The organism is Bacillus cereus group sp. N8 (assembly GCF_016483685.1).
GTDB classification, from domain to species: domain Bacteria; phylum Bacillota; class Bacilli; order Bacillales; family Bacillaceae_G; genus Bacillus_A; species Bacillus_A proteolyticus.
Map to the genome: position 1 here is coordinate 388,987 of NZ_JAEHBK010000002.1, position 24,582 is coordinate 413,568.

Sequence of the window (24,582 nt, forward strand, 5' to 3'; positions counted from 1 at the left end):
TATAACATTCATAGGGAAAGGAGCCAGACAACAATGAAAAAGAAATTTGCAGCGTTTAGTGTTTTAGCAGCTGGAACGATTTTCGTTTCCCCGTTACTTTCACCCGTATACGCTGAAACGAATGAAAATAAATTATCTAATATTCAATCTGAATTAGAAGGCAAACAAAATGACTTACAAAATAAATCAGCTGAGAAAGAACAAATAGAAAAAGAAATCCAAGAATTACAAAAGAAAATTGATGAATTAACTACTTCTATTAATAAAAACGAAGCTGAATTAAACGATACAAAAAAAGAAATTAGCAACACACAGCAAGTTATTACTGAAAAAAAGAAGCATATAGAGCAATTACAAACGAACATAGATACACGACAGGAAGTTATTAAACAACGACTACAATCTATGCAAGAAAAGCCTCGTACGAGTATCATTACAGAAGTAATAACAAGTTCTGCAAATATTGCCGATCTTGTTGATAATATGTACTCTGTAAGTTTAATTTTAAATAACGATACCGATATTGTGAAAAAGCAAACAAACGATCAAAATGCTGTAACGACAGAAAAAGAGGCTGTTGAGAAAAAAGAGCAACAACTGAAAGAATCTGAACAAAAATTAGAGCAAAAACAACAAGAGTTAGTAAGTAATCAACAACAGCAACAAACTCTTATTAAAGATCTACATACGAAAGTATCAAAAGTAGATTCCGAGATTGAAGGATTAGAAGAGTCACAAGGTATTTTAGAAAACCAGCGTCAAGCTGTTCAAAAAGCAATTGAAGAGGAAAAACGTGCGGAAGAAGCTCGGAAAGCGGAAGAGGCACGCAAGGCTGAGGAAGCAAAAAAACAAGCCGCTGCTTCTGCTAAAGAAAGCACACAAGCCGCACCAACACCGCAAGATACGAACAAAGGTGGATTTATTAAACCAGCGGCTGGATCAAAAACTTCTGGATTCGGCGCACGTTCTTTAGATAACCATAAAGGAATCGATATCGCAGCTTCGGGAACAGTTCCAATTATTGCCGCTGCAGATGGTGTTGTTATCCGTTCAGAATTATCCTCTAGTTACGGAAACGTTGTTTACTTATCTCACCGTGTTAACGGAAAAACATATACGACAGTGTATGCACATATGAATAGTCGCTCTGTATCCAATGGACAAACTGTAAAACAAGGCGATCAGCTTGGCTTTATGGGAAATACCGGTCAATCTTACGGACAACATTTACACTTCGAACTTCATATTGGGGAATGGAATGTTGGTAAGACAAACGCAGTTGATCCGTCTCCTTATATCGGATTATAAAAAAACTCGGTGCATACCGAGTTTTTTTTACCACTTCACACTTTTTAGGCGTTTTACATAAACTACAACTAAATGCCTATATTTTGCGGGGTGATAAATATGAATACACAATTACAAGAAGAAATAGAAGAAGCTAGAGAAGCATACATCGGCCGGTTATTTACATTCGGCGGCTCAGCGTTATTTTTAATTGGATCATTTATCGCAGTTGTCACAGCTTATAAAGCATATAATCGCTTATTAAATACTTCTACAACATAATAAAAAGACGGAGAAGTCTCCGTCTTTTTATTATGCAAACATTTTAAATACGCCTATCGCATTTAAAAATACGATAATTACAGTTACCGGAATAACATAACGAAGTAAGAAGAACCAAATGTTAAATAATGTTTTTCCTTTCGTTTCCGTAACTTCTAATTCTTTCATTAATAACTCTTTACTCATTTTATTTGGTACGAATAGCGAAATGGCTAGTACTCCTAATGGCAGTAACACATTACTTACCGAAAAATCGACGAAATCAAAGAATGTCTTACCAAATATTTTCACATCACTCATAATTCCAAACGATAACGCTGATGGAATTCCAACTGCAAAAATAAGAATACCAATTAATAACGAAGCTGATGGACGCTTCTTCTCATTATCTTTCGCAACAGATGCTACTACAATTTCTAGCATTGAAATCGCAGATGTTAAAGTCGCAAAGAAGAATAATACTAAAAACATAATGAAGAAAAATTGTCCAAATGGAATTTTTGCAAAGACAGCAGGAAGAACGATAAACAGTAGCCCTGGTCCTTCTGTCGGTTTAACTCCTAATGCGAAAATCGCTGGGAAAATCGCTAATCCTGCAAGTACTGTAATAAATACAGTTAAACTTACAATAGATGTTGCTGATTTAGCTAAATGCTCTTCTTTCTTTAAATACGAACTATACGTTACCATTACCGAGGCACCTACCGTTAGTGAGAAGAAAGATTGTCCCATCGCATATAAAATCGTATCTGCTGTGAGCTTTGAAAAATCTGGTTTTAAGAAGAATTCTACCCCAGCCATAGCGCCATCAAGCGTTAAGGCACGAATAATGATAGCAATAAATAAAATGAATAATAGCGGCATCATGTACTTACTTGCTTTTTCTATGCCTTTTTCCACACCTTTACTAACAACAAAAATGGTACAAAGCATAAAGATGAATTGTGCTCCAATAGCACTTGCTGGATTTGAAATTGTTTCACCAAACAATTGCCCATAATCGACTACACCGTTCCAGAAACTACCTGTGACACTATAGTATAAATAAAGTAAAATCCATCCGCCTACAACACTATAAAAAGATAGTACGCTAAAACAAGTAACAACTCCCATACGACCAATCCAAGGATATAACTTACTATTTGGTACTAATATTTTATAAGCTGTAACCGCCTCTTTTTGGGTACTACGTCCGATAACAAATTCAGCTATAAGGAGAGGCATACCAATAAATACAGTTAATAGTAAGAATACAAGGAAGAATGCGCCTCCCCCGCCATTACCTGCAACATATGGAAATTTCCATATTGCCCCAAGACCTACTGCGGCTCCGGCTGCTGCGAGTACAAAGCCTATTTTCGACGTCCATTGCTGTGTTTCTTTCATTATAATTTCTCCTTTTCTGAATATTTAAACTTTTACTAATTATACACTTTCATTTCATACTCGCACACCTCCTTTAGAAAATAAAAAAGTCCCCTACACGCAAATATGCATGTAGAGGACGATATATGTAATATAAATACCGTGGTACCACCTCAATTGGATTGATAAATCCCACTTGTTCAAGTACAGGAAAACTCCGATACTCTATCCTTTTAACGGCGGAACCCGGGTTGCCTACTGCAATGTTCAGCATACCTCTCGCAAGCCCATTCTGTATATTTTATCGTACCGGGCTCACACCTTACCCCAGCTCTCTGAACGCCTCAAATATACGTACTCTTCTTGCTCATCGATTTCATCTATTGAAGTTACTTGTGATTATAAATTATATTTTTACATTTGTAAAGCACAATTCACTCACTATCCTACATGAAGTTCCCTCTCTAATTCTTGTAAAAAAATTTCTCTTTTTTGTTCATTTTGAACATATACCGACTTTAATACTTCTTGCAATAATATATTTTTCTTCCTTTTCTCTACCTGCAATTCTTTCACTTTTATTCTAACTTCATATAAAAAATCAAGATATGATTCATAGGTCTCATCATATTTATTTGCAATATCATCACGAATTTTTTTTGCAAGTTTCGGACTAGCCCCTCCAGTAGAAACAGCTACATTAAGTAGTCCACGATGAATTGCCGCCGGAAAATGAACATTTCCACTTTCCGGATTCGTAATAACATTTATCAATTGATTTGCCGAGGCATCTTCAGCAATTTGTTCATTTAGTACCGAATCGCTAGTCGCTGCGACTACTAAAAAAACATCGTCGATATCACTTTTCTCATACTCCCTTTGATACCAACGAATTTGCTTTTCTTCTACAAGTTTTACTAAATTCGCATCTAATTCTGTACTTATCACAATTATATCCGCACCTTGTTTTAGTAAGGGAACAATTTTAAACCCTGCTACTTTCCCTCCGCCAATGACAACCACACGTTTCTTATCAACTCGCACTGTAAGTGGATACATATTGTTCTCCCTTCAGTATTTCCTCTGTTTTCTGAATTAACATCTCTCGAAACGCCACATTCTTCCCTAAATATGGACTTATTTTTATCTCTTCCGACTCATATTGACACACTTCTTTCTCAACATGTTTCATAAGTAAGCCTGTAAATAATAAGTAAGGTAACACAACAATGTTCCGTTCTTTTTGTTCTACAATTTCTTTCAACTTCTCATCAAACTTCGGCTCTGCAGCTGCTAAATAACAAACTTCCACCTCTTTAATGTTCTCTTCTTTTTGAAATAAAGAAGAGATCCAATTTATGTCTTGTAAAGTTTCCGGATCACTACTCCCTCTTGCAACAAGCAAAAGTGTTACTTCTTCTTCATAGTCTTTAATGCCACTTCCGTTATATACCGCTTTTACAAGCACTTCTGATACACCAAATGGATTACCATACACTATTTTGATATCCGGATATTCCTCGTTTAATTTTCGCAATTCAAGCGGAATATCTTTCTTTACATGCCCTGCCGCTAATAAAAAAACAGGAATAGCGACAATCTCTGTAGCACCACGCTTCACACATGTACGAAATCCTTCTTCAATAGAAGGACTCGCTAACTCTAAAAAACAAACTTCTTGAATATTTATCTCTACACGATTCATACATGACGTAATAAATGCAACCGCTTCTTCTTTTGCTGCTTTCAAACGACTTCCATGACATATATATAAGACAGCCTTCATTTTACAATACTCCGCTTACTGGATATGCATTTTCCGCTTGTTTCTCAAACCAATGTATCTTTTCTCTAAAACGGACAACTTCTCCAATAACAATCATACTTGGATTTTGAATCTGTTCTTTTTTAGCTACTTCTACTATCGTTCCTAACGTCCCTGTAACTGTACGTTGCATAGATGTCGTCCCCCGCTCAATAATAGCAGCAGGTGTACTCTTTTCTTTTCCGTACTTTATAAGTTGTTCACATATATAAGGTAAATTACTAACCCCCATATAGACCGCTAATGTATCCACACCTTTCGCTAAATTTTCCCACTTCACTTCCTCTTCAGCATCTTCTTTCCGATGCCCTGTCACAATAGCAAAACTTGCACTTGCATCGCGGTGTGTTACTGGAATTCCAGCGTAAGCAGGAGCAGCTATACCAGCTGAAATACCAGGAATAATTTCAAATGGGATACTTTGCTTCGCTAACGCTTCAGCTTCTTCTCCACCTCTTCCAAATACAAATGGATCTCCGCCCTTTAGCCTCGTTACAACTTTTCCTTTTTTCGCGTATTTAATAAGAAACGTGTTAATCGTCTCTTGCTTCATCGTGTGATAATTTGGCAGTTTTCCACAATAAATTAAATCAGCTTCAGACTTTGCGTATGAAAGCAACTCTTTATTTACAAGACGGTCGTATAAAATAACGTCTGCTTTCTCAATACATTTCAACCCTTTCACAGTAATTAAATCTGGATCACCAGGACCTGCTCCAACGATATAAACCTTCCCCATCATCTCTCCTCATTTCTACTATTAAAGTGAAACTTCCATCCTTATATACGAATGGAAGTTTTCATTATTTCCTATTACCTGTTCCCTACTCATGAATAACAAATGCCGCACCTTTTCGAATCTTCTTTTTTTCAAATAGAGAAATTTCCTTTACTTCTGGCAGCGGTAAAAAATGCTTTTCAAGCTCCATCTCCGCGAGCTTAAATGCCTGTTCTTCGCTTTGAGCAACGACAACAATTGGAACAATACTATTTACTAATACAGCTTCAAATCGATATAAGTCCATATTGCCCCCTCCTAAGATGCTATTACTTCTTCTAATACGTTATTTAGTACAATTTGTAATTCTTCCACTCCAACACGTCCGACGAAATCATAAAACGTTTCGGCTAGTAGTTTATTCTTTTGGAAATAATTCAAAAATGATACGAGGACATCAGGCAAATCTTCTCCATCTATTTTCCCTTTTAACTTTTCGTTATATGCTCCTCCGTCTAATAGCGTTCCGCCTACATATATTTCAAATGCCTCAACAATTCCTTTTTCCTTCGTTTTCATTTTTACTCCTTGCAAACCAATATCAGCAATTTGACGTTGACCACATGAATTCGGGCATCCTACCATATGAATTCGAACCGGAACATCGAGTGCGATTTGTGTATCTAAGTATTCGGCGATTTTACGCAATCTTTCTTTCGTTTCTACTAGTGCAAGATTGCAATACTCAATGCCAGTACATGAAACCGCATGACCGATAAACGATTTCGGATTTGCTGAAATTGCTTCAAACAACGGTTCACTTAATAATCCTGCAACATTTTTTGGCGGAACATTCGGAATAATGAAGTTTTGTGAGTTACAAGTACGAATTTGCCCGTTTCCATATTGCTTTGCAATTCTAGCAATCTCAAACATTTCTTCTGCATGTAAACGCCCTACCGGTACATTAAAACCGACATATTTTAATCCTTCTTGTTTTTGATCTTGGACGCCATAAAAGTATCCTGCATTCCATCCTTTGAGTGCACTTTCCCCTTTGCTTTGCAATGGTCCTGTATACTCTATTAATTTCTCTTTAAATTTCTCCGCACCCCAGTCAGCAACAAGAAATTTCAAACGGGCTAAATGACGTTTTTCACGATATCCAAAATCACGGAATATAGTAGCAATTGCAATCGCTACCGCCTTCACTTCTTCTGGTAAAACGAACACATCTAATTCATCAGCTAAATATGGACGGGCTGATAATCCCCCGCCTACTTTTATATGAAAACCAACTTTTTTCTCACCATCTATCTCTTTCGTAGCAGGTGTAAATGCAACACAGTTAATCTCTGCGTTTGCTGAGTTATAAATGTTAGAACTAATAGACATTTTAAATTTACGTGGTAAGTTTGAAAACTCTTCATTATGTTGGAAATAGTCATATACTTCTTTCACAATTTGCGTTGTATCAAATAGTTCATTCGCATCAATGCCAGCAAGTGGATTCCCTGTAATATTACGCGTTATATCACCACACGCCCCTGCTGAAGATAACCCCACTCTTGCTAATCGTTTGAAAATATCTGGAATTTGCCCAATTTCTAACCAGTGAAACTGAATCGCCTGTCTTGTCGTAATATCTATTACATCACGCCCATAATCCTCAGCGATAGAAGCAAGCACTTCTGCCTGTGCATTCGTAATAATCCCCGAAGGAATATTTACACGCATCATAAAATAGCCAGCTTCTTTCGGTCTTTGTAAATACAATCCCGCCCATTTAAAAGCGTCCCACTCTTCTTTCGGAATAGATTCAAATCCATTCTCCGCATAGTAAGGAATATCATTAAATATTTCTAATCCGTCTTTCTCTAATTTCTTTTTCTCTGTTTGATTTAATTTTTCATTATTAGCCCACACTTTTTCATAACTCATCTTTTATCCCCCTATATGAAACTACGCTCTTGTAAGTACTTCACAATTTGTTCTGCACATTCTTCAATAGAATACTTGTGCGTTTCTACAATTAATTCCGCTCGTTCTGGTTCCTCATACGGTGAATCAATTCCCGTAAACTCTTTAATATCACCTTTTCTCGCCTTTTTATAAAGTCCTTTCGGATCACGTTTCTCGCACTCTTCAATTGGACATTTTACAAACACTTCTATAAACTCATCTGCAGCTAATAGATCTCTTACTTGTTTTCGGTCTACTCGAAACGGTGAAATAAACGCTGTAAGAACAACAGTACCTTGATCTACAAATAGCTTCGCCACTTCACCAATACGTCTTATATTTTCCATGCGATCACTTTCAGAAAAACCTAAATCTTTATTTAAACCTTGGCGAATATTATCCCCATCTAGCACATAATTTCCGATATTCTTTTCAAACAGTTTACGAGCAACCGCATTCGCTACTGTAGATTTACCTGAAGCTGATAAACCAGTAAACCAAACTACAAAGCTGTGATGCCCATTCTTCACTCTTCTCTCATCTTTTGAAACAGAAGCTGTATGCCAAGTAGTATTCGTATCCATCTCATTCTCTCCCTATTCTGTTACTACTTCTTTTTTCAAACCTTTAATTAGCACTTCCACTACTTCTTTACGACTAAATGTACTAGGCGGAATCTCACCATTTCTTAACATTTCTCTTACTTTTGTACCTGATAAAATGACACGGTCCTCTTTTCCGTGCGGACACGTTTTCGTTGAAGCCATCGCTTCACATCTAGTACAGTAAAAACTATGTTCAAAAAATAGTGGCGTAATTCCTAACTCTTCTAATGTAAAGTTCGTAAAAATTTCTTGTGCTTCATATGTTCCGTAATAATCTCCTACCCCAGCATGATCGCGCCCTACTATAAAGTGGGTACATCCAAAATTCTTTCTTACTAATGCATGAAATATCGCTTCTCTCGGTCCTGCGTAACGCATCGCTGCAGGGAATACACCTAAAAAGACACGATTTTCCGGATAATAGTTTTGAAGTAATACTTCGTAGCTTTCCATCCTTACATCCGCAGGAATATCATCTGACTTCGTTTCCCCAACAAGTGGATTTAAAAAGAGACCGTCTACAATTTCAAGAGCTGACTTTTGAATATATTCATGAGCACGATGTACCGGGTTTCTCGTTTGAAATCCGACTACTGTTTTCCAACCACGTTTTTTAAATTCTTCTCTCGTTTCAATTGGATCTAAATGATAAGAAGGAAATGGATTATTCCCAAAACGTTTTGTAAGAATAATAGCTCCTCCTACGTAAACATTTGGTCGTTCATATAATTTTTTTACTCCCGGATGATCCTCATCCGTCGTTTTATATACAAGTAACGCCTCTTTTTCTTTATCAGGTACAAAAATATCTTCTATTTGAATGACACCATATACATTTCCATCGTTAACAAGTTTTACTTCCTCTCCTACTTTCAGTCTCTCTGCTACTTCTTCTGTTACTGGTAATGTAATTGGTATACTCCACACGCTACCATTTGCTAAACGGAGCGTTTTTACGACTGCATCATAATCCCTCTTCCCTAAAAATCCTGTAAGTGGACTATATCCTCCTATCGCCAGAAGTTCTAAATCACTAAGCGCAATTTTGTCTAGCTCAATTTCTTTTACAATGTTCGATATGTCATATGTTTCATCAATACGGTTTACTAATTCATTTGTTGTACTCATCTTTTTATATCCCTTCTTAGCTTTATTTCAAAATCTATCTTATTGAAAATGAAGGCCACACTCTGTCTTCATTTTCCCCGCCCATCTACCATCTCTTGAGTCACCACCATCTCCTACAGGTAACGTACATTTTTCACACCCAATACTTGGATAGCCAATATCATGCAATAGATTATATGGCAAACTATGTTTGTATACATATCGCCACACTTCTTTCCACGTCCAATGAATAAGTGGACAAACTTTAATAGATTGAAAGCGATGATCTTGATTTATAAAATTTGTATGCTTACGTGTTTCTGATTGTTCCCTTCTTAAGCCCGATATCCACGCTTTTTCCGCTGCTAATGATTTTTCTAACGGTAATATTTTTCTAATTTTACAACAGAGGTTCGGATTACTTTCCCATAAATTCTCTCCATGGATCTTCGCCTGTTCTTCAAGTGTTAACTCTGGCTGTTTTTCTATAATATTTAATGAAGGAAATCGCTCTCGCACTTTTTGAATTAATTCATACGTTTCTTGAAAGTGAACATTTGTATCCAAAAATACAACTTTAGCAGATGGATTTACTTGGTTTATAAGATGCAGTAATACCATACCTTCTAATCCAAAGCTACATGCGTATACGATTTCATCTTTATATTCTTTATAAGCCCAACTTAATACGGATAGCGCGCCTTTCGTTTCATCTTCTTCTGAAAATGAAAACCCATTTTCTTTCCACGTTTCATACGTCAACATGTTTTTTCCCCCTGTAAAAGCAAAAAGACGGTTTTAACCTAATAAAATAGGTTAAAACCGCCTCTAGTTTTTCTAGTCAGCGCTTTTTACTTTAAACGTACTTTTTCACTTTTCTCTAATTGAATTACTTTTCCATCTTGCACAACAATTGTAATTGAGCCATATTTCATATCAGCAAGCATCGCTTGAATTTTCTCAGATACTTCCTCAAAATGTTCCCGTACGCTCACGCGAACAGCCCCCCTTTTTATTCATAAAAAAAATCTTTCCCATTTCGAAAAGACTGTTCGGTAATATATTTTACCTTATCTTTCAAAATGGATTCCATTTTGCTGGATTTAGCACCTTGCTTTCTATAAGCAGGTTGCCGAGCTTCGCCGGGCCAGTTCCCTCCGCTTCTCTTGATAAGCTTTGTATTTGTATTTTATCACAATTCTGTTTTTTTTCAATCCTAGTTTTCCGATATATTTTAATTATTTTATAAAAAAGGAATTGCCCCTCAGAACAACTCCTTTTCCCTACCTAAACAAGCTCTTTAATACGTATGCGATCGTTCCCAATAATATTTTCATACGTTTCACGCTCTACAACGATTTGTGATGTTCCGCCTTTTGCAAAGACGACAGCTGGTCTACGAATACGATTATAATTATTCGCCATCGAGTACCCATATGCCCCCGTACAAGAAATTGCTAGTAAATCAGAAGAAGCAACTTGCGGTAAGTTAATATCCCAAATCAGCATATCTCCACTTTCACAGCATTTCCCAGCGATCGAAACGAGTTCCTCATTCTCATCATTCCCTCGATTCGCTAACATTGCTTCATAACGAGCGTTATATAAAGCTGGTCTTAAATTATCTGTCATCCCACCATCGACTGAAACATATTTCCGAATACCAGGAATCTCTTTCACCGATCCAACTGTATAAATTGTTGTTCCAGCATCACCTACGATACTACGACCCGGTTCAATCCATATTTCTGGAAGCGGGTATTCACATACTGTAAACTGCTCTCTTATCGTACTCGTTACAGCCTCCACATATGTTTCAAGTGTTAACGGTGTATCAGACTCCGTATAACGTATACCGAAACCTCCACCTACATTCAATACTTTCACTACATAGTTTGTTCGCTCTCTCACTTCTTCTAAAAATTGACGTAGTACTTCAATTGCTCGAACAAAACCAGCCGTTTCGAATATTTGTGATCCGATGTGCGAGTGAATTCCTAGCACATTATAATTTGATTTTTGCAAAGCTAGCTCAATTGCTTGCATCGCTTGACCATTTGAAACACCAAATCCAAATTTCGAATCCTCTTGACCTGTTGTTATATATTCGTGTGTATGTGCCTCTACTCCTGGCGTTACACGGATTAATATGTTCACAAACTTTCCATGTTGCACTGCTAAATCATGCAAAATTTCTAATTCCAAGAAATTATCTACGACAAAACAACCAATATTCGCCTGAAGAGCCATCACAATCTCTTCTTCTGTTTTATTATTGCCGTGAAAATGAATGCGCGATGCTGGAAATCCTGCTTGAAGCGCAGTATATAATTCTCCTCCAGAAACAACATCTAATGACATATTCTCTTCACGAGCTACTCGGCACATCTCCATGCACAAGAACGCCTTGCTTGCATATGCTACTTGATAAGAGAAACCACTTTCTTTAAAAGCACGATGAAACGCGCGGCACTTTCCTCGAATAGACTCTTCATCGTATACATAAAGTGGTGTTCCGTATTGTTTTGCTAGCTGCGTCGTATCGCACCCACCAATTTCTAAGTGTCCTTGCCCATTGATTCGGCTTGTGCCGTGTAAATACATTTGAATTCCTCCCTTATTTCCTCTAAAACTCATAACCCCAATCTTCTATTCATTGCAGCACGCTTTTAGATAGACAAAAAACGCGCGGAACAATGTTCACACGCGTTTCTTATTAGGAAAAATATATATTGAAAAAATAAACGAGTTGTTATCTTCTCAAAATAAGAAACCGCATCAACATCTCCAAATAGCTCTCCATAAAATAAATCTTATGACAGTACTACATTTATTCAATGCAGTCCCAATATATGAATAAGATGGTTATTCTTATATTTCGGCAATAGTCCCTTTCAACCTATGATCACAGATTCCATTAAATCTCCCATAGCTTACTCTTTCCTATCGCGGCCTCTACCTTTGAGAGTAGATGAGGTAAGTCTATTTAATTTTCAAACATCTAATTGTTGCTATTAACAATACCAAAGGAACATTTTATTTGTCAAACAATTTTTTAAATTGTTTTTTTACAGTTTAATTTCGTTTCATCCGGTAAGCGCTTTATAGATATTTTTGTAACAGTCCATTCTCCTTCTTCATTGTTAAATGTCATACTTATCTTCTCAAATGGAGGAAGTACTTTACCACCTATTCCTGATTCATATTTCGTTATTTCAATTACTGCTTGAAATAAATATGTACCGCTATAAAGTTTTTTTAAACTAATAATTTTAGGACAATCAAACGGTTTTAATTTTCCATATTGCTTCTCAATCGCTTCATTTATTTTTGGAAATAACACAGAATAAAGAGCATCTTCCATGAGCTGTGCATCATATTGTGCTACTGATACACTCGGTGAAGAAAAAAGCATAAAACTAATGCATACTATTAGATATAATAATTTTCGCATCATAACCTCCGTACCATTGCGATACTTTCTATGTTTAACGAATGATAATAATCATACATAGAAATTCCATTTTATTGTCTCCCACTTCGCTTTTTCTACTCAATTGTTGCAAAAAAAGCCCACAACCCGCTTTTATTTTCGTATAATGATACTCATAGTATAATAATCATAATAATAAAGGACTGTTCGTATATATAAAGTGAAGCGCTATTCAAAGGGACTCACAAGAACTGTCATGCTTTTAAGAGAGGAGTATATTATGCTACAACGTCTGTTTCCAAAATTACGATTTGCACTAGTTGCAGTCGTTTTATTATGGATAAAAACATATATTGTGTACAAGCTAGCATTTGATATTAGAATTGATAACTTCTTTGAAGAATTTATGCTTTTTATTAACCCACTAGCTTCGTTACTTTTATTTTTTGGTTTCGCTTTACTTGCATCTAAGTACCGAAACCGAATTATTATTGTAATTAGTTTTATACTGTCATTTATTTTATTTGGAAATGCAATGTTTTACGGGTTCTATAACGATTTTGTTACTTTCCCTGTTTTATTCCAAACAAATAATATGGCTGACTTAGGAACGAGCATTAAAGAACTATTTACGTATAAAACATTACTTTTATTTGCAGATGCAATTATTTTAATGTTTATTTCACGTAAATTCCCATCATTCTGTGACAAGACGCCGCTTTCTCGCTCTGAGAAGCGAACTTTCTTTAGCGGTGTAACAGCATTATTAGCACTACAAATTGTTGTTTCAGTTATATATAAACCACAAATGTTCTCACGCTCATTTGATCGTCAAACTGTCGTGAAAAATTTAGGGTTATACACATATCATCTATTTGATATTACCCTTCAATCTAAGTCTTCAGCCGAGCGTGTATTTGCAAGTGGAGACGGGTTCTCTGAAATTAAAAACTATACAGACTCAAAAGATAAACAAGTTGATAAAAACTTATTTGGAGCTGCAAAGGGTAAAAATGTAATTTTAATTTCAATGGAATCTACACAAAGTTTTGTTATTAATAAAAAGATAAATGGAAAAGAAATTACTCCATTTTTAAATGAGTTTATTAAAGATAGTTTCTATTTTGATAACTTCTATCATCAAACGGGACAAGGTAAAACTTCTGATGCTGAATTTATCGTTGAAAACTCACTTTATCCGTTAGACCGTGGTTCTGTATTCTTCACTCATGCAACGAATGAATATACAGCTACAGCAGAACAATTAAAGAAATACGGATATTCTTCTGCTGTCTTCCATTCAAACGATAAAACGTTTTGGAATCGTGATGTAATGTACCCTGCACTTGGATATGATCGTTACTTTAATTTAAATGATTACGTAGGCACGGAGCAAATGTCTGTCGGTTGGGGATTAAAAGATAAAGAGTTCTTTGAACAATCTATTCCAAAGCTAAAATCTTTACCACAACCGTTCTATACAAAATTTATTACTTTAACAAACCATTTTCCATTTCTTCTAAATCCAGAAGATCAATATGTTGATGAGTTTAATTCGGAAAGCGGCGTTCTAAATCGCTATTTCCCAACGGTCCGCTACACGGATGAAGCTCTCAAATTATTCATTAACCAATTAAAAGAAGAAGGACTTTACGACAATTCTGTTATTGTCATTTATGGAGATCACTACGGCATTTCCGAAAACCATAATGCATCTATGGCTCAGTTCCTTGGGAAAGACGCTATTACACCGTTTGATTCTATGCAATTACAGCGCGTCCCTCTTATTATTCATGTACCTGGTCAAGAAGGAAAAGTTATTTCTAAAGTATCAGGACAAATTGATATTAAACCGACGCTTCTTCATTTACTTGGTATTAAAACAAATCAATCAGTTGAATTTGGAACTGACTTATTTATAAAAGAAAAAGACCCTCTCATGGTAATGCGCGATGGTAGTTTTGTAACAGAGGATTATGTGTACACAAAAAATATGTGCTACAAAAAAAGCTCCGGTGAAGAGGCAGATGTAGCGCTATGTCAGCCGTATATTGAAAAAGCAAAAACAGATTTAAAACTATCCGACAAACTGATCTATGGAGATTTATTACGATTCGATCCTAATAATCGATATAAAACTGGAACGATGATAACAAAATTTGAATAATGTAAGAAGCAACTTTATGAAAAGTTGCTTCTTTTTTTACTTATACTTCAATCTTGTCCTCTATGAAATCTTTCACAAATTGGGAATTTCTTTCGTATGAGGAAGAAATTTATGGTATGATAAAATAAGTAAACTTTCATACACTAATTAAGAATTTATAACAGAAAGCAAGGGATCAGATTTTGTATAGAGCAGCTATTCCAAACTTATTTACGCTCGGAAATTTATATAGCGGATTCTTGTCAATTGGCTATGCATCTTTAGGATATTATAAATCAGCTGCTATTTTAGTACTTATCGGGATGATGTTAGATAGTCTTGATGGTCGTGTTGCTCGTTTATTACGCGTTGATTCACAAATGGGAAAAGAGCTTGATTCACTCGCAGATGTTGTAACATTTGGCGCAGCACCTGCTGTTTTAATGTATTACACATCTTTTTCCAACTACGGAATCATTGGACTATACATAGCGGGATTATTCCCACTGTTCGGAGCATATCGCTTAGCACGATTTAATGTAACACCATCTTCTACTTCTATGAAATATTTCACTGGAGTTCCGATTACTGCAGCAGGAGGGCTTGTCGCTTTCCTAACATTATTTTCAAATACCATTCCAAAAATCGTTCTTATTACAGTATTTGTAACGTTCGCATTTTTAATGGTGAGCCGAATTCGCATCCCAAGTTTAAAGGATGTACCAATTCCACGATATAGCATCATTATTACACTATTTTTAGTTGGAAGCATTATCACAATGTACCAAACAGGTTTTGGTAATTTTTCTGTTTTCTTATTCATTGCCATTCCACTATATATTTTGTATATGCTATCTCAATTCCTTAGACAAAGACCTTCTAAAAAAGCAAATAAAGAAAAATAAAAAGAAACCTTCCGAAATTGGAAGGTTTCTTTTTATTTTGTAACTAATAATTTTTGATTTACAGGTGTTACAGGTTCTTCATCGTTTAATACAGCTAAAATATTTCTCACTGCCATTTCAGCCATCGCATCACGAGTTTCGAATGTTGCATTTCCTACATGAGGAGCAAGTACTACATTCTTTAATCCTTTTAGCTCTTCTGTAATTTTCGGTTCAAATTCAAATACGTCAAGAGCTGCACCTTCAATTTCATTCGTTTTTAGTGCATGAGCAAGTGCTGATTCATGCATAATTGGTCCACGTGAAGCATTTATAATATATGCTGTTTTCTTCATCATTTTAAACTGTTCTTCATCAATCATATGATGTAATTTCGGATTATAAGCACAGTTAATTGTAATAAAGTCTGCTGTTTGTAATAATTCTTCCAATGTTACATATGTTGCTCCCAGTTCACTTTCCGCTTCAGGCTTACGATTTGGCCCCGTATATAAAATATCCATTCCAAATGCTTTCGCACGCTTTGCAACTGCCTTCCCAATTTCTCCAAGGCCAATAATTCCGATTGTCTTACCGTGTACTTCGCGGCCCAAGAAGAATAACGGTGCCCATCCGTTAAATCCAGTTGTACGACATAACGTATCACCTTCAGGAATTCTACGTGCAGCTGCTAACAGAAGTGCAAATGTTAATTCTGCTGTCGCTTCAGTTGATACTTTCGGTGTATTCGATACTGCAATTCCTTTTTCTCCTGCATAAGTGAAATCAATATTATCGTAACCAGCACCGTAGTTTGCGACAATCTTTAAATGAGGTGCCGCATCAATAACTTCTTTCGTCACCTTTGTAGAAAGTAAGCTTAACAATGCATCTTTATCTTTTACACGCTCTGTTAATTCATCTAAAGAAATTAATTCTTCTTTATCATACATTTCTACATCATGATCCTTTAATAGTTCTAATCCGATTTCTGGAATTTTCCCTGCTACTAATATTTTCGCCACTACTAACACCTCTTCTATGCAAAATAAGATATCTCTTATATTTCATTGTAAGAAATCCACATATAAAAACCAAGGAATTTGATTATAGTTTTGAAAATCGTCATTTTTTCACATAAGAAAAGAGGAGATTCATCTCTCCTCTCTTCTTATGCCTTCTCTTGCGATTCTTTTCCAAGCTTCGCATCAATTGTTCCTTCTGCAACTGTATCGCTAATTTGTTCCTCGATAACTGAGTTAGCTGTATTATTCGTTTCAGAAGTATAAGCTTGATCTATCACTTGATCTGTCGCTTGTACGTTTTGTTTATTTTGTTGTTTCACCATTTTTTACCCTCCTTTTCATTCTTTCTTATTTTGAACAAAAAGGGTGGTTTTCATCAAAAAATCGTGCTTTATTTTGAAATTGTTACTTCTTCTTCAAGTTGTCTCATTACTCTTACTCGTTTCGAAAATGTTGCGATTTGAGTAATACCGTGAGTCCGTAATGTTTGCACATTTTCTTTTACGTATTTCCCTAGATCATTCGGATAATGAGCATCCGAAGAAATCGTAATTGGAACTCCATATTTAGCTAACACTTGTAAATATAGTGGACTTGGACACATTTCACGAACAGGATAGCGATAGTACAATCCTGCATTTACTTCTGTTGCGGTATTCGTTTCTACTAGCGCACGCGCAATTTCCTTATAATAAAAAAGCTGTTCATTCTCATCTAACCGATAATTAAATACTTTTATGTTATCAAGATGAGCTATTATATCAAAGAGCTCAGAACGAACCGCACTTTCAACTGTAGCGAAAAACGTATGATATAAAGTATGTAAATCATGCTTACCAAAATACTCTTTCGCATCTGGATTATCAAATCCCCACCCCTCTATAAAATGGACTGAACCGATTACATAATCAAAGTCTCCTAATGCTAGTAACTCTTTTAGCTCTTGTTCGCCGCCGATAAAATAATCCGCTTCAATTCCAAGTTTGAGCGTTACCCCTCGTTTACTCCATCGCTCTTTTGCCTCTTCAATCGCCTTTGTAAAATCATAAAGAGACGTTACTCTTACTTGGTCTAGCCATTCCTTCTGTAAACGACCGAGTTTTGAATCACTAATATCTACATATTTTTCATAATATCCTTTCGCCTCGTGAAATCGATATAAATGATCGACAATGCCAACTTCCTTTATCCCTTTTCGCAACGCCTCTTCTAAATATAAATCAATCCATTTCGCTGTAAATGGGCCTTCCTTCACACGTTTTTGCAGGCGTTCTTGTGCTTTCATAAGCCATCCTATTGAATGTTTATCTTCTTTAAGCGGTTCATAACATTGTAGTGCATCATTTATTTTAGCAAGCCAACCTATTGAATAAGGACCTTCTTCTAAATGAAGGTGATAGTCCACTTTCATCCATATTCCCTCCTTATAATGTATCTATTTCTTTTCGATCTCCTACTCTCGAAAGCTTTCCATTTCTTTCTTTCACTTCTTGCATGACATCTTCTAACGAAATATTTTTTTCAGCTAATAGAACAAAACAGTGATAGAACACATCAACCATTTCTTTTACTAGTTCTTCTTTATCATTATTTTTAGACGCGATAATTACTTCGGTGCACTCCTCACCAATTTTCTTTAAAATTTTATCTTCACCTTTTGAAAATAAATAATTCGTATATGATTCAGAGAGTGGATTTTTCTTTCGTTCTTCAATTGTTTCAAATAATAACTTAAGGATATCTTCCATATGTACCCCCCTATATAATTTTATAGTGAAAACACGTTTTTTCTCCCGTATGGCAAGCAGGCCCTATTTGCTTTACGACAACAACGATTGAATCTTGATCACAGTCTAAATAAAGTGACTGAACATATTGAACATTACCTGATGTTTCTCCTTTATTCCACAACGATTGTCTCGAGCGGGAATAGAACCATGTTTTTTTCGTTTCTAGCGTTCTTTCATACGCTTCTTCATTCATATAAGCTAGCATTAAAACTTCTTTCGTATCTTCCTCGATAACAACAGCTGGTATCAACCCTTTTGAAAAGTTAGGTTTCATAACCGCACCTCAACGTTTGCTTCTCTTAATTTCCTCTTCACATCCTGTACAGTTGCCTCGCCATAGTGAAAGATTGATGCTGCCAATGCTGCGTCAACAGTTGTCTTTTGAAAGACTTCTATAATGTGATCCGAATGACCACACCCTCCAGATGCAATGACTGGGACGGAAACACTTTTTGAAATTGCTTCTGTTAACCGAAGATCATATCCATTTTTTGTTCCATCTGCATCCATACTCGTTAGTAAAATTTCTCCTGCCCCTAGCTGGGCAACATGCTTCGCCCATTCGATTGCATCCATCCCTGTATCGACTCTTCCGCCGTTCACGTATACATTCCATTTATCTTCCTCTACTTTTCTAGCATCAATTGCTACAACAATACATTGTGAGCCAAAATGTTCTGCACCTTCCTGGATTAACTTCGGACTTCTCACTGCCGCTGAGTTTATTGAAACTTTATCTGCTCCAGCTCTTAGTAAATTGTACATATCTTTCACACTTGAAATCCCTCCTCCAACTGTAAGAGGAATAAATACTTTCGAAGCTGTTTGTTCTACAACATCTATAATCGTTTTTCGCCCTTCATGCGTCGCAGTAATATCTAAAAATACGATTTCATCTGCTCCCGCATCATTATATAAAGCTGCTATTTCAACAGGATCACCGACGTCTTGTAACCCTATAAAATTCACACCCTTTACGACTCGCCCTCCTTTTACATCTAGACATGGAATAATTCGTTTCGCTAACATAGCTTCGTCACCTGTAACACTTCTTCTAAATCAATCGTTTTCTCGTAAAGTGCCTTTCCAATTATGACGCCATATATATTCATGTCATTTAATTTTTTCACATCTTGAATAGATGCTACTCCTCCAGAAGCAATGAGACGAATGCCTACGCTTTTTTGTAATAACTCTAATTGCTCAAAATTTGGCCCTGCCAGCGTCCCGTCTTTCGAAATGTCTGTAAACACAATCGTTTGAACACCTAAATTCTCCATTTGCTTTGCTAAAACAATGTAAGAAATTTCAGACATATCAAGCCAGCCTCTCGTTGCTACAAAACTATTTTTCGCGTCAATTCCAACTATGATTTTCTCTTTGTATAGACGAACTGCTTCTTCTAAAAATGCCTTATCATAAAGAGCAGCTGTTCCTAAAATTACTTTTTTTACACCGACTAACAATAACTTCTCTACTACCGCAAGTGATCGAACTCCTCCTCCAACTTGCACAGGAATACGTACCGCCCTGCATATCCTTTCAATTACGGACAAATTTACTGACTCCCCAGCAATTGCACCATCTAAATCAACAATGTGTAGTATTTTCGCTCCAAACTTTTCAAATATGAGCGCTTGCGCAACCGGGTCTTCATTCATTACTGTTTCCTTACTAAATTCCCCTTGATAAAGTCTAACGCATCGACCTTCTTTTAAATCGATAGCTGGGAAGATTTCCATGCTTCTACCACCCCTTTGAAATTTTTCAACATTTGCATTCCAATGTCACCACTTTTTTCAGGATGAAACTGTGCGCCATATATATTTCCTTTTGCTACAAAACCAGGTACTTGCACTCCATACTCACTTGACCCATACACAATTTCATTTGGACAATCTGCATAATAAGAGTGGACATAGTATACGAAAGAACCGTCCTCTACTCCATTCCAAAGCGATATTTCTCCATCTTTCTTTAATTCATTCCACCCCATATGTGGAATTTTATAAGGAACTTTTAACTTTCTAATGACACCTGGCAATAAATTTAATCCGTTACAGTCTTGTAGCTCCTCACTTTTTTCAAATAAAAGCTGCATTCCTAAGCAAATGCCCAAAAGTGGTTTTCCCGAACTCCCAAATTCTTTTAGCACACATACTAAATCTTTTTCTTCTAAAACGTCCATTGCTTTCGGAAATGCGCCTACTCCCGGTAAAATAACGCCATCACTTCTCAATATTTCTTCTTTATCATCCGTTACGATGTGCTCTGCTCCAATATATTTTAATGCTTGTTCCACACTGCGAATATTCCCCATTCCATAATCTATAATAGCAATCAATTACAACATCCCTTTCGTTGAATTTACACCAGTAATGTTGGCATTTCTTTCGACTGCTTCTCTAAGCGCTCGACCAAACGCTTTAAATAGAGCTTCAATTTTGTGATGTGTATTGCTCCCGTATAAAATGCGAGCATGTAACGTAATATTTGCTGCATGGGCAACTGCTCTAAAAAATTCTTCCGTTAATTCCGTGTCAAAATCTCCTAGTTTCGGATTTGTTAATTCACCTTGAAATACAATATATGAGCGTCCGCTTATATCAATCGCGACAAATCCTAACGATTCATCCATCGGTACATACGCTGAACCGTAGCGGTTAATCCCCTCTTTATTTTGCAACGCTTCTTTCAAGCAATTTCCGAGTACAATTCCAACATCTTCGATTGTATGATGCGCATCAACGAATACATCGCCTTCCGCCTCCACTTGCAAACCGAATCTTCCATGCCTTGCAAATAAAGTTAACATATGATCAAAAAATCCAACTCCCGTTTGCACAGAAACATTCTTGCTTTCATCAAGCTGCAAACTTAATTTTATTTTTGTTTCTGTCGTTTCACGTATTTGACTGGACTCACGCATTATTCTTCCTCCTCAAATCTTATTTGAATTGCTCTCGCATGCGCATGTAACCCTTCTTTATTTGCAAGTTCTACAATATGATGTTGTACATCTCTTAACGCTTCCTCCGTATAAGATAGAAAGCTTGATTTTTTCACGAAATCATCAACTGATAACGGTGAGAAAAACTTTGCCGTTCCACTTGTCGGTAACACATGATTCGGTCCTGCTAAATAATCACCGAGCGGTTCCGGTGCATATGGTCCAAGAAAAATAGATCCTGCATGTTTCACATACGCTAGAGCATTCATCGGCTCTTTTATATGTAACTCTAAATGTTCTGGAGCGATTTCATTCGATAACTTTAGTGCCTCATCTAAAGAAGAAACGATAAAGATGGCTCCATTTCTATTTATCGATTCACGTGCGATTTCACTTCTTGGTAATGTCGCTAGCTGCCTTTCTATCTCTCTTTCTACTTCTTTCGCTAACTCTATACTCGTTGTAATGCAAATTGCTGTTGCTCTCTCGTCATGCTCCGCTTGTGATAATAAATCAGCAGCAATATATTTTGCATTGCCGGTTTCATCAGCAATAACTACAATTTCTGATGGTCCAGCAATCATATCGATATTTACTATTCCGTATACTTCTCGTTTCGCTAGAGCGACGTACAAATTTCCTGGTCCAACTATTTTATCCACTTTCGGAATCGATTCCGTCCCGTATGCTAAAGCAGCAATTGCTTGCGCACCACCTATCGTATAAATTTCATCTACTCCTGCAAGGCTTGCAGCAACTAAAATATGTGGATCAATTCCTCCTTGATTCGGCGGCGTCACCATTACAATTTTTTCCACGCCTGCGATTTTTGCTGGCAATACATTCATTAATACTGACGAAGGATACGAAGCAGTTCCGCCTGGCACATATACCCCTACATTTTCTAAAGGCCGAATGATTTGTCCTCTAATGATGCCCTCACTCGTGCAATCGAACATCGATTGTCTTTTTTGCTTTTCATGATACGAAATAATATTTTTCTTTGCCTCTTTTAACGCATCTAAAAATGAATTCTCTACAAACCTACTCGCTTGTTTTATTTCTTCCTCACTTACACGAAACTCTTTAACCTCCACACCATCGAACTTTTTTGTATAGAAAGATACAGCCTCATCTTTACTCTCCCTTACATTTTGAACGATTTCGTTTACACTTCTTTGAACAGTTCCTTCTATTATATTAGCGTTTTCTCGTAGCAACTTTATTTTCGATAACGCAACTTGGAAATCCTCACAAACTATCTCCATTACAAGCCCCCCTATTTTCCTGACAAAATTTCTTGCTCCATCATATTTATAACACTGAATATTTCGTCTTTTTTAGTTTTTAATGCAGCCTTATTTACAATCATTCGAGCAGATATAGAACACATTTCCTCAAATACAATGAGTCCATTTTCTTGTAATGTTTTTCCTGTTTCAACAATATCAACAATCGCATCTGCCAATCCAAGAATAGGAGCGATTTCTACAGAACCTTCTATTTTTATAATCTCTACATCCTCCCCTTTATCATGAAAATAGTTAGAAGTAATATGTGGATATTTCGTAGCAATGCGTTTCTTCCGGTAACTCTTCGGATTATAAGTAGGAATAGAAGCAACACAAAACTTACACACGCCTACTCCTAAATCCAACATTTCATAAACATCTTTCTCGTTTTCCATTAAAATATCTTTTCCAACGACCCCAATATCAGCTACTCCATGTTCTACATAAGTAGCAACATCTACTGCTTTCACTAAAATAAATGAGATATCTGTATTTCTACTTTGAAAGACAAGCTTTCGTCCTTTATTTTTGAGCTCCGAACAATCAATTCCAATCTGCTCAAACAATGGAATCACATGCTTCTCTAATCTTCCTTTTGTTAACGCAATTTGAATGTTACGCATGAAGTTTCTCCTTCTTTCTGGAATACCCATTTCTCTTTCCATACATATTCCACTAATGATTCGTTCTTTGCCTCTACGACCGTTACTATTTTATTTTTTCTGGCAAATTGAAAGGTGTCGTTTAAATTAGGGAATAAAGATAGCTCTACTTTTTTCCCGTCCTTTTGAAGTAAATTTCGTAATCTTTCCGCTTCTGCTAATCTATTTAACTCATAATGAATCATAATATCTATTTTCTTTCGTTCATATGGTTCTTGCTGCTCTTGCAGCGCCTTCACAATTTGATTGACTTGCACCGCGAGTCCAACAGCCGGTAGCATCTCTCCAAAATTCCCAATTAACTCATCATATCTTCCTCCACTAACAATCTCTTCTCCAATTTCATATATATACCCTTTGAAAATAACACCTGTATAATAATCCAAATGTTGAATCATACCTAAATCAATTGAGATGTAAGATCCATAGCCTAGTTTTTCAATCGCTTCATATATTTCTTTCACTCTGGCAATCGCCATTTTCATTTCATTACTTGAGGCGAGTTTTTCTGCTTCCTCAATAACTTCTAAATTTCCAAATAGCCTTGGCAATTTCTCAAGTAATCTGACTGTTTCATCACATCGATCTAATTTTTTTTCTCTAATAAAATTTGATAGAGCAGCATAATTTTTACTTTCAATATATGTTCTAAGCACACTCTCTTCTTCATCACGAATGGAGAGTTTTTTTACAATACATTTATATAACTGTACTTGCCCAATCTCAATTGTAAAAGATTGCACCTTTAACTTTTGAAGTGCCTGAATAACACTTATTACGCATTCAATTTCAGCTCTTACATTATCAATCCCGATAATTTCAATACCACCTTGTACGATTTCATTATATTTTCCAGAATGGGACTCATTCGCCCGAAATACATTCCCGCTATACGTCAGTTTAAGCGGAGTATCCCAGCTCTGCGTTCCCATCACTCTCGCTAAAGGAATTGTCATATCTGGGCGTAACACGATAATCCGTCCCTTTTCATCAAAAAATTTATACATCTTTTCCTCATCTATCGGCCTGCTTCGAAATGCAAAAACATCATAAAATTCTATTGTCGGTGTCCTTATTTCTTCATAACCTCGCTCTAAAAAAGTACGCCTTAATTTTTGTTCTACTTCTTCAATTAACGTACATTCTTCGAATAAATAGTCTCTCGTTCCACTTGGGTTTGCACGTTTCCATTTTGTCATCTAAATTCTCACACCTTTCCCTTTCTAATGTATGCCTATTTCATTCACCT

The 24,582-nt window shown here is 36.2% G+C and carries 28 protein-coding genes, 2 riboswitches and 1 other annotated feature; of the genes, 4 read left to right on the plus strand and 24 right to left on the minus strand.

Translation table 11 applies throughout. The features are described from left to right. The first annotated feature begins 33 nt into the window (after nucleotides 1–33). A complete protein-coding gene (locus tag JDS80_RS06095) occupies nucleotides 34–1,308 on the plus strand; it encodes a murein hydrolase activator EnvC family protein (protein WP_071744846.1) in 1,275 nt (424 codons plus the stop codon). Between the two features lie 99 nt (nucleotides 1,309–1,407). Beyond that, nucleotides 1,408–1,569 (plus strand): hypothetical protein, encoded by a 162-nt coding sequence (locus JDS80_RS06100; RefSeq protein WP_164881575.1) that lies wholly within the window; start codon nucleotides 1,408–1,410, stop codon nucleotides 1,567–1,569. 30 nt (nucleotides 1,570–1,599) lie between these two features. Here JDS80_RS06100 and JDS80_RS06105 read toward each other — a convergent pair whose 3' ends face one another. The 12 genes from JDS80_RS06105 to JDS80_RS06160 form a co-directional block, all read right to left on the minus strand. Continuing rightward, nucleotides 1,600–2,955, minus strand: a complete 1,356-nt coding sequence (locus tag JDS80_RS06105) for a sodium-dependent transporter (RefSeq protein ID WP_071770171.1) — start codon at nucleotides 2,953–2,955, stop codon at nucleotides 1,600–1,602. Between the two features lie 111 nt (nucleotides 2,956–3,066). Continuing rightward, nucleotides 3,067–3,314: a binding site (T-box leader), on the minus strand. 61 nt (nucleotides 3,315–3,375) lie between these two features. Then, complete coding sequence (locus tag JDS80_RS06110) at nucleotides 3,376–3,993, minus strand: NAD(P)-binding protein (protein ID WP_199637461.1); 618 nt, start codon at nucleotides 3,991–3,993, stop codon at nucleotides 3,376–3,378. After that, a complete protein-coding gene (locus JDS80_RS06115) occupies nucleotides 3,968–4,720 on the minus strand; it encodes a sirohydrochlorin chelatase (protein WP_199637462.1) in 753 nt (250 codons plus the stop codon). Before JDS80_RS06115 ends, JDS80_RS06110 begins: the two co-directional genes overlap by 26 nt. A 1-nt stretch (nucleotide 4,721) precedes the next feature. Further along, the gene (gene cobA, locus JDS80_RS06120; protein WP_071744841.1) at nucleotides 4,722–5,498 is read right to left on the minus strand and encodes a uroporphyrinogen-III C-methyltransferase; all 777 of its coding nucleotides are present in this window, start codon (nucleotides 5,496–5,498) and stop codon (nucleotides 4,722–4,724) included. 85 nt (nucleotides 5,499–5,583) lie between these two features. Next, on the minus strand, nucleotides 5,584–5,784 hold the full coding sequence (locus JDS80_RS06125; protein WP_000366917.1) for a DUF3906 family protein: 201 nt from the start codon (nucleotides 5,782–5,784) through the stop codon (nucleotides 5,584–5,586). A gap of 11 nt (nucleotides 5,785–5,795) precedes the next feature. Beyond that, on the minus strand, nucleotides 5,796–7,418 hold the full coding sequence (locus tag JDS80_RS06130; protein ID WP_071770177.1) for a nitrite/sulfite reductase: 1,623 nt from the start codon (nucleotides 7,416–7,418) through the stop codon (nucleotides 5,796–5,798). Between the two features lie 11 nt (nucleotides 7,419–7,429). Next, nucleotides 7,430–8,023 (minus strand): adenylyl-sulfate kinase, encoded by a 594-nt coding sequence (gene cysC, locus JDS80_RS06135; RefSeq protein WP_071744839.1) that lies wholly within the window; start codon nucleotides 8,021–8,023, stop codon nucleotides 7,430–7,432. Nucleotides 8,024–8,035: 12 nt separating this feature from the next. After that, nucleotides 8,036–9,172, minus strand: coding sequence for a sulfate adenylyltransferase (gene sat / locus JDS80_RS06140; protein ID WP_199637463.1), 1,137 nt, complete (start codon nucleotides 9,170–9,172; stop codon nucleotides 8,036–8,038). Nucleotides 9,173–9,211: 39 nt separating this feature from the next. After that, on the minus strand, nucleotides 9,212–9,916 hold the full coding sequence (locus JDS80_RS06145; RefSeq protein WP_199637464.1) for a phosphoadenylyl-sulfate reductase: 705 nt from the start codon (nucleotides 9,914–9,916) through the stop codon (nucleotides 9,212–9,214). A gap of 86 nt (nucleotides 9,917–10,002) precedes the next feature. Then, nucleotides 10,003–10,146: a YezD family protein gene (locus tag JDS80_RS06150; RefSeq protein ID WP_000116163.1), complete on the minus strand. Its 144-nt coding sequence runs from the start codon at nucleotides 10,144–10,146 to the stop codon at nucleotides 10,003–10,005. 72 nt (nucleotides 10,147–10,218) lie between these two features. Further along, nucleotides 10,219–10,327, minus strand: a riboswitch (SAM riboswitch). A 111-nt stretch (nucleotides 10,328–10,438) separates the two neighbouring features. Beyond that, the gene (lysA, locus tag JDS80_RS06155) at nucleotides 10,439–11,755 is read right to left on the minus strand and encodes a diaminopimelate decarboxylase (protein WP_199637465.1); all 1,317 of its coding nucleotides are present in this window, start codon (nucleotides 11,753–11,755) and stop codon (nucleotides 10,439–10,441) included. Nucleotides 11,756–11,935: 180 nt separating this feature from the next. Then, nucleotides 11,936–12,117, minus strand: a riboswitch (Lysine riboswitch). An 89-nt stretch (nucleotides 12,118–12,206) separates the two neighbouring features. Next, complete coding sequence (locus JDS80_RS06160) at nucleotides 12,207–12,605, minus strand: DUF3888 domain-containing protein (protein WP_199637466.1); 399 nt, start codon at nucleotides 12,603–12,605, stop codon at nucleotides 12,207–12,209. Nucleotides 12,606–12,864: 259 nt separating this feature from the next. On the opposite strand from JDS80_RS06160, the gene JDS80_RS06165 reads away from it, so the two are divergent. Together JDS80_RS06165 and pssA are read left to right on the plus strand one after the other, a co-directional pair. Further along, nucleotides 12,865–14,751 carry an LTA synthase family protein gene (locus JDS80_RS06165; RefSeq protein ID WP_199637468.1) on the plus strand — a complete coding sequence of 629 codons (1,887 nt, stop codon included), beginning with the start codon at nucleotides 12,865–12,867 and terminating at the stop codon, nucleotides 14,749–14,751. 182 nt (nucleotides 14,752–14,933) lie between these two features. Continuing rightward, nucleotides 14,934–15,635: a CDP-diacylglycerol--serine O-phosphatidyltransferase gene (gene pssA, locus JDS80_RS06170; RefSeq protein WP_002158661.1), complete on the plus strand. Its 702-nt coding sequence runs from the start codon at nucleotides 14,934–14,936 to the stop codon at nucleotides 15,633–15,635. Between the two features lie 32 nt (nucleotides 15,636–15,667). Here the strand turns inward: pssA and JDS80_RS06175 are convergent, their stop codons facing one another. From JDS80_RS06175 to JDS80_RS06230, 12 genes are all read right to left on the minus strand, one after another. Further along, entirely contained in the window at nucleotides 15,668–16,639 is a 972-nt protein-coding gene (locus JDS80_RS06175) for an NAD(P)-dependent oxidoreductase (RefSeq protein ID WP_071744833.1), read from the minus strand. A 146-nt stretch (nucleotides 16,640–16,785) separates the two neighbouring features. Beyond that, the gene (locus tag JDS80_RS06180; protein ID WP_071770181.1) at nucleotides 16,786–16,962 is read right to left on the minus strand and encodes a YozQ family protein; all 177 of its coding nucleotides are present in this window, start codon (nucleotides 16,960–16,962) and stop codon (nucleotides 16,786–16,788) included. A gap of 68 nt (nucleotides 16,963–17,030) precedes the next feature. Next, nucleotides 17,031–18,050, minus strand: coding sequence for a histidinol phosphate phosphatase domain-containing protein (locus tag JDS80_RS06185; RefSeq protein ID WP_199637470.1), 1,020 nt, complete (start codon nucleotides 18,048–18,050; stop codon nucleotides 17,031–17,033). A gap of 13 nt (nucleotides 18,051–18,063) precedes the next feature. After that, entirely contained in the window at nucleotides 18,064–18,387 is a 324-nt protein-coding gene (gene hisE, locus JDS80_RS06190; RefSeq protein WP_000389488.1) for a phosphoribosyl-ATP diphosphatase, read from the minus strand. A 10-nt stretch (nucleotides 18,388–18,397) separates the two neighbouring features. Continuing rightward, nucleotides 18,398–18,703, minus strand: coding sequence for a phosphoribosyl-AMP cyclohydrolase (gene hisI / locus JDS80_RS06195; RefSeq protein ID WP_071770183.1), 306 nt, complete (start codon nucleotides 18,701–18,703; stop codon nucleotides 18,398–18,400). Then, nucleotides 18,700–19,458 (minus strand): imidazole glycerol phosphate synthase subunit HisF, encoded by a 759-nt coding sequence (hisF, locus tag JDS80_RS06200; RefSeq protein ID WP_071770184.1) that lies wholly within the window; start codon nucleotides 19,456–19,458, stop codon nucleotides 18,700–18,702. The genes hisI and hisF overlap by 4 nt, the downstream gene beginning before the upstream one ends. After that, nucleotides 19,452–20,171 (minus strand): 1-(5-phosphoribosyl)-5-[(5-phosphoribosylamino)methylideneamino]imidazole-4-carboxamide isomerase, encoded by a 720-nt coding sequence (gene hisA, locus JDS80_RS06205; protein ID WP_199637471.1) that lies wholly within the window; start codon nucleotides 20,169–20,171, stop codon nucleotides 19,452–19,454. The genes hisF and hisA overlap by 7 nt, the downstream gene beginning before the upstream one ends. After that, nucleotides 20,144–20,773 carry an imidazole glycerol phosphate synthase subunit HisH gene (gene hisH / locus JDS80_RS06210; RefSeq protein WP_071744827.1) on the minus strand — a complete coding sequence of 210 codons (630 nt, stop codon included), beginning with the start codon at nucleotides 20,771–20,773 and terminating at the stop codon, nucleotides 20,144–20,146. Before hisH ends, hisA begins: the two co-directional genes overlap by 28 nt. After that, nucleotides 20,774–21,358, minus strand: a complete 585-nt coding sequence (gene hisB, locus JDS80_RS06215; RefSeq protein WP_071744826.1) for an imidazoleglycerol-phosphate dehydratase HisB — start codon at nucleotides 21,356–21,358, stop codon at nucleotides 20,774–20,776. Continuing rightward, on the minus strand, nucleotides 21,358–22,647 hold the full coding sequence (gene hisD / locus JDS80_RS06220) for a histidinol dehydrogenase (RefSeq protein ID WP_199637473.1): 1,290 nt from the start codon (nucleotides 22,645–22,647) through the stop codon (nucleotides 21,358–21,360). Before hisD ends, hisB begins: the two co-directional genes overlap by 1 nt. An 11-nt stretch (nucleotides 22,648–22,658) precedes the next feature. Beyond that, the gene (hisG, locus tag JDS80_RS06225; protein ID WP_199637475.1) at nucleotides 22,659–23,294 is read right to left on the minus strand and encodes an ATP phosphoribosyltransferase; all 636 of its coding nucleotides are present in this window, start codon (nucleotides 23,292–23,294) and stop codon (nucleotides 22,659–22,661) included. Then, nucleotides 23,270–24,532 (minus strand): ATP phosphoribosyltransferase regulatory subunit, encoded by a 1,263-nt coding sequence (locus tag JDS80_RS06230; protein ID WP_199637477.1) that lies wholly within the window; start codon nucleotides 24,530–24,532, stop codon nucleotides 23,270–23,272. Before JDS80_RS06230 ends, hisG begins: the two co-directional genes overlap by 25 nt. Nucleotides 24,533–24,582 lie beyond the last annotated feature (50 nt).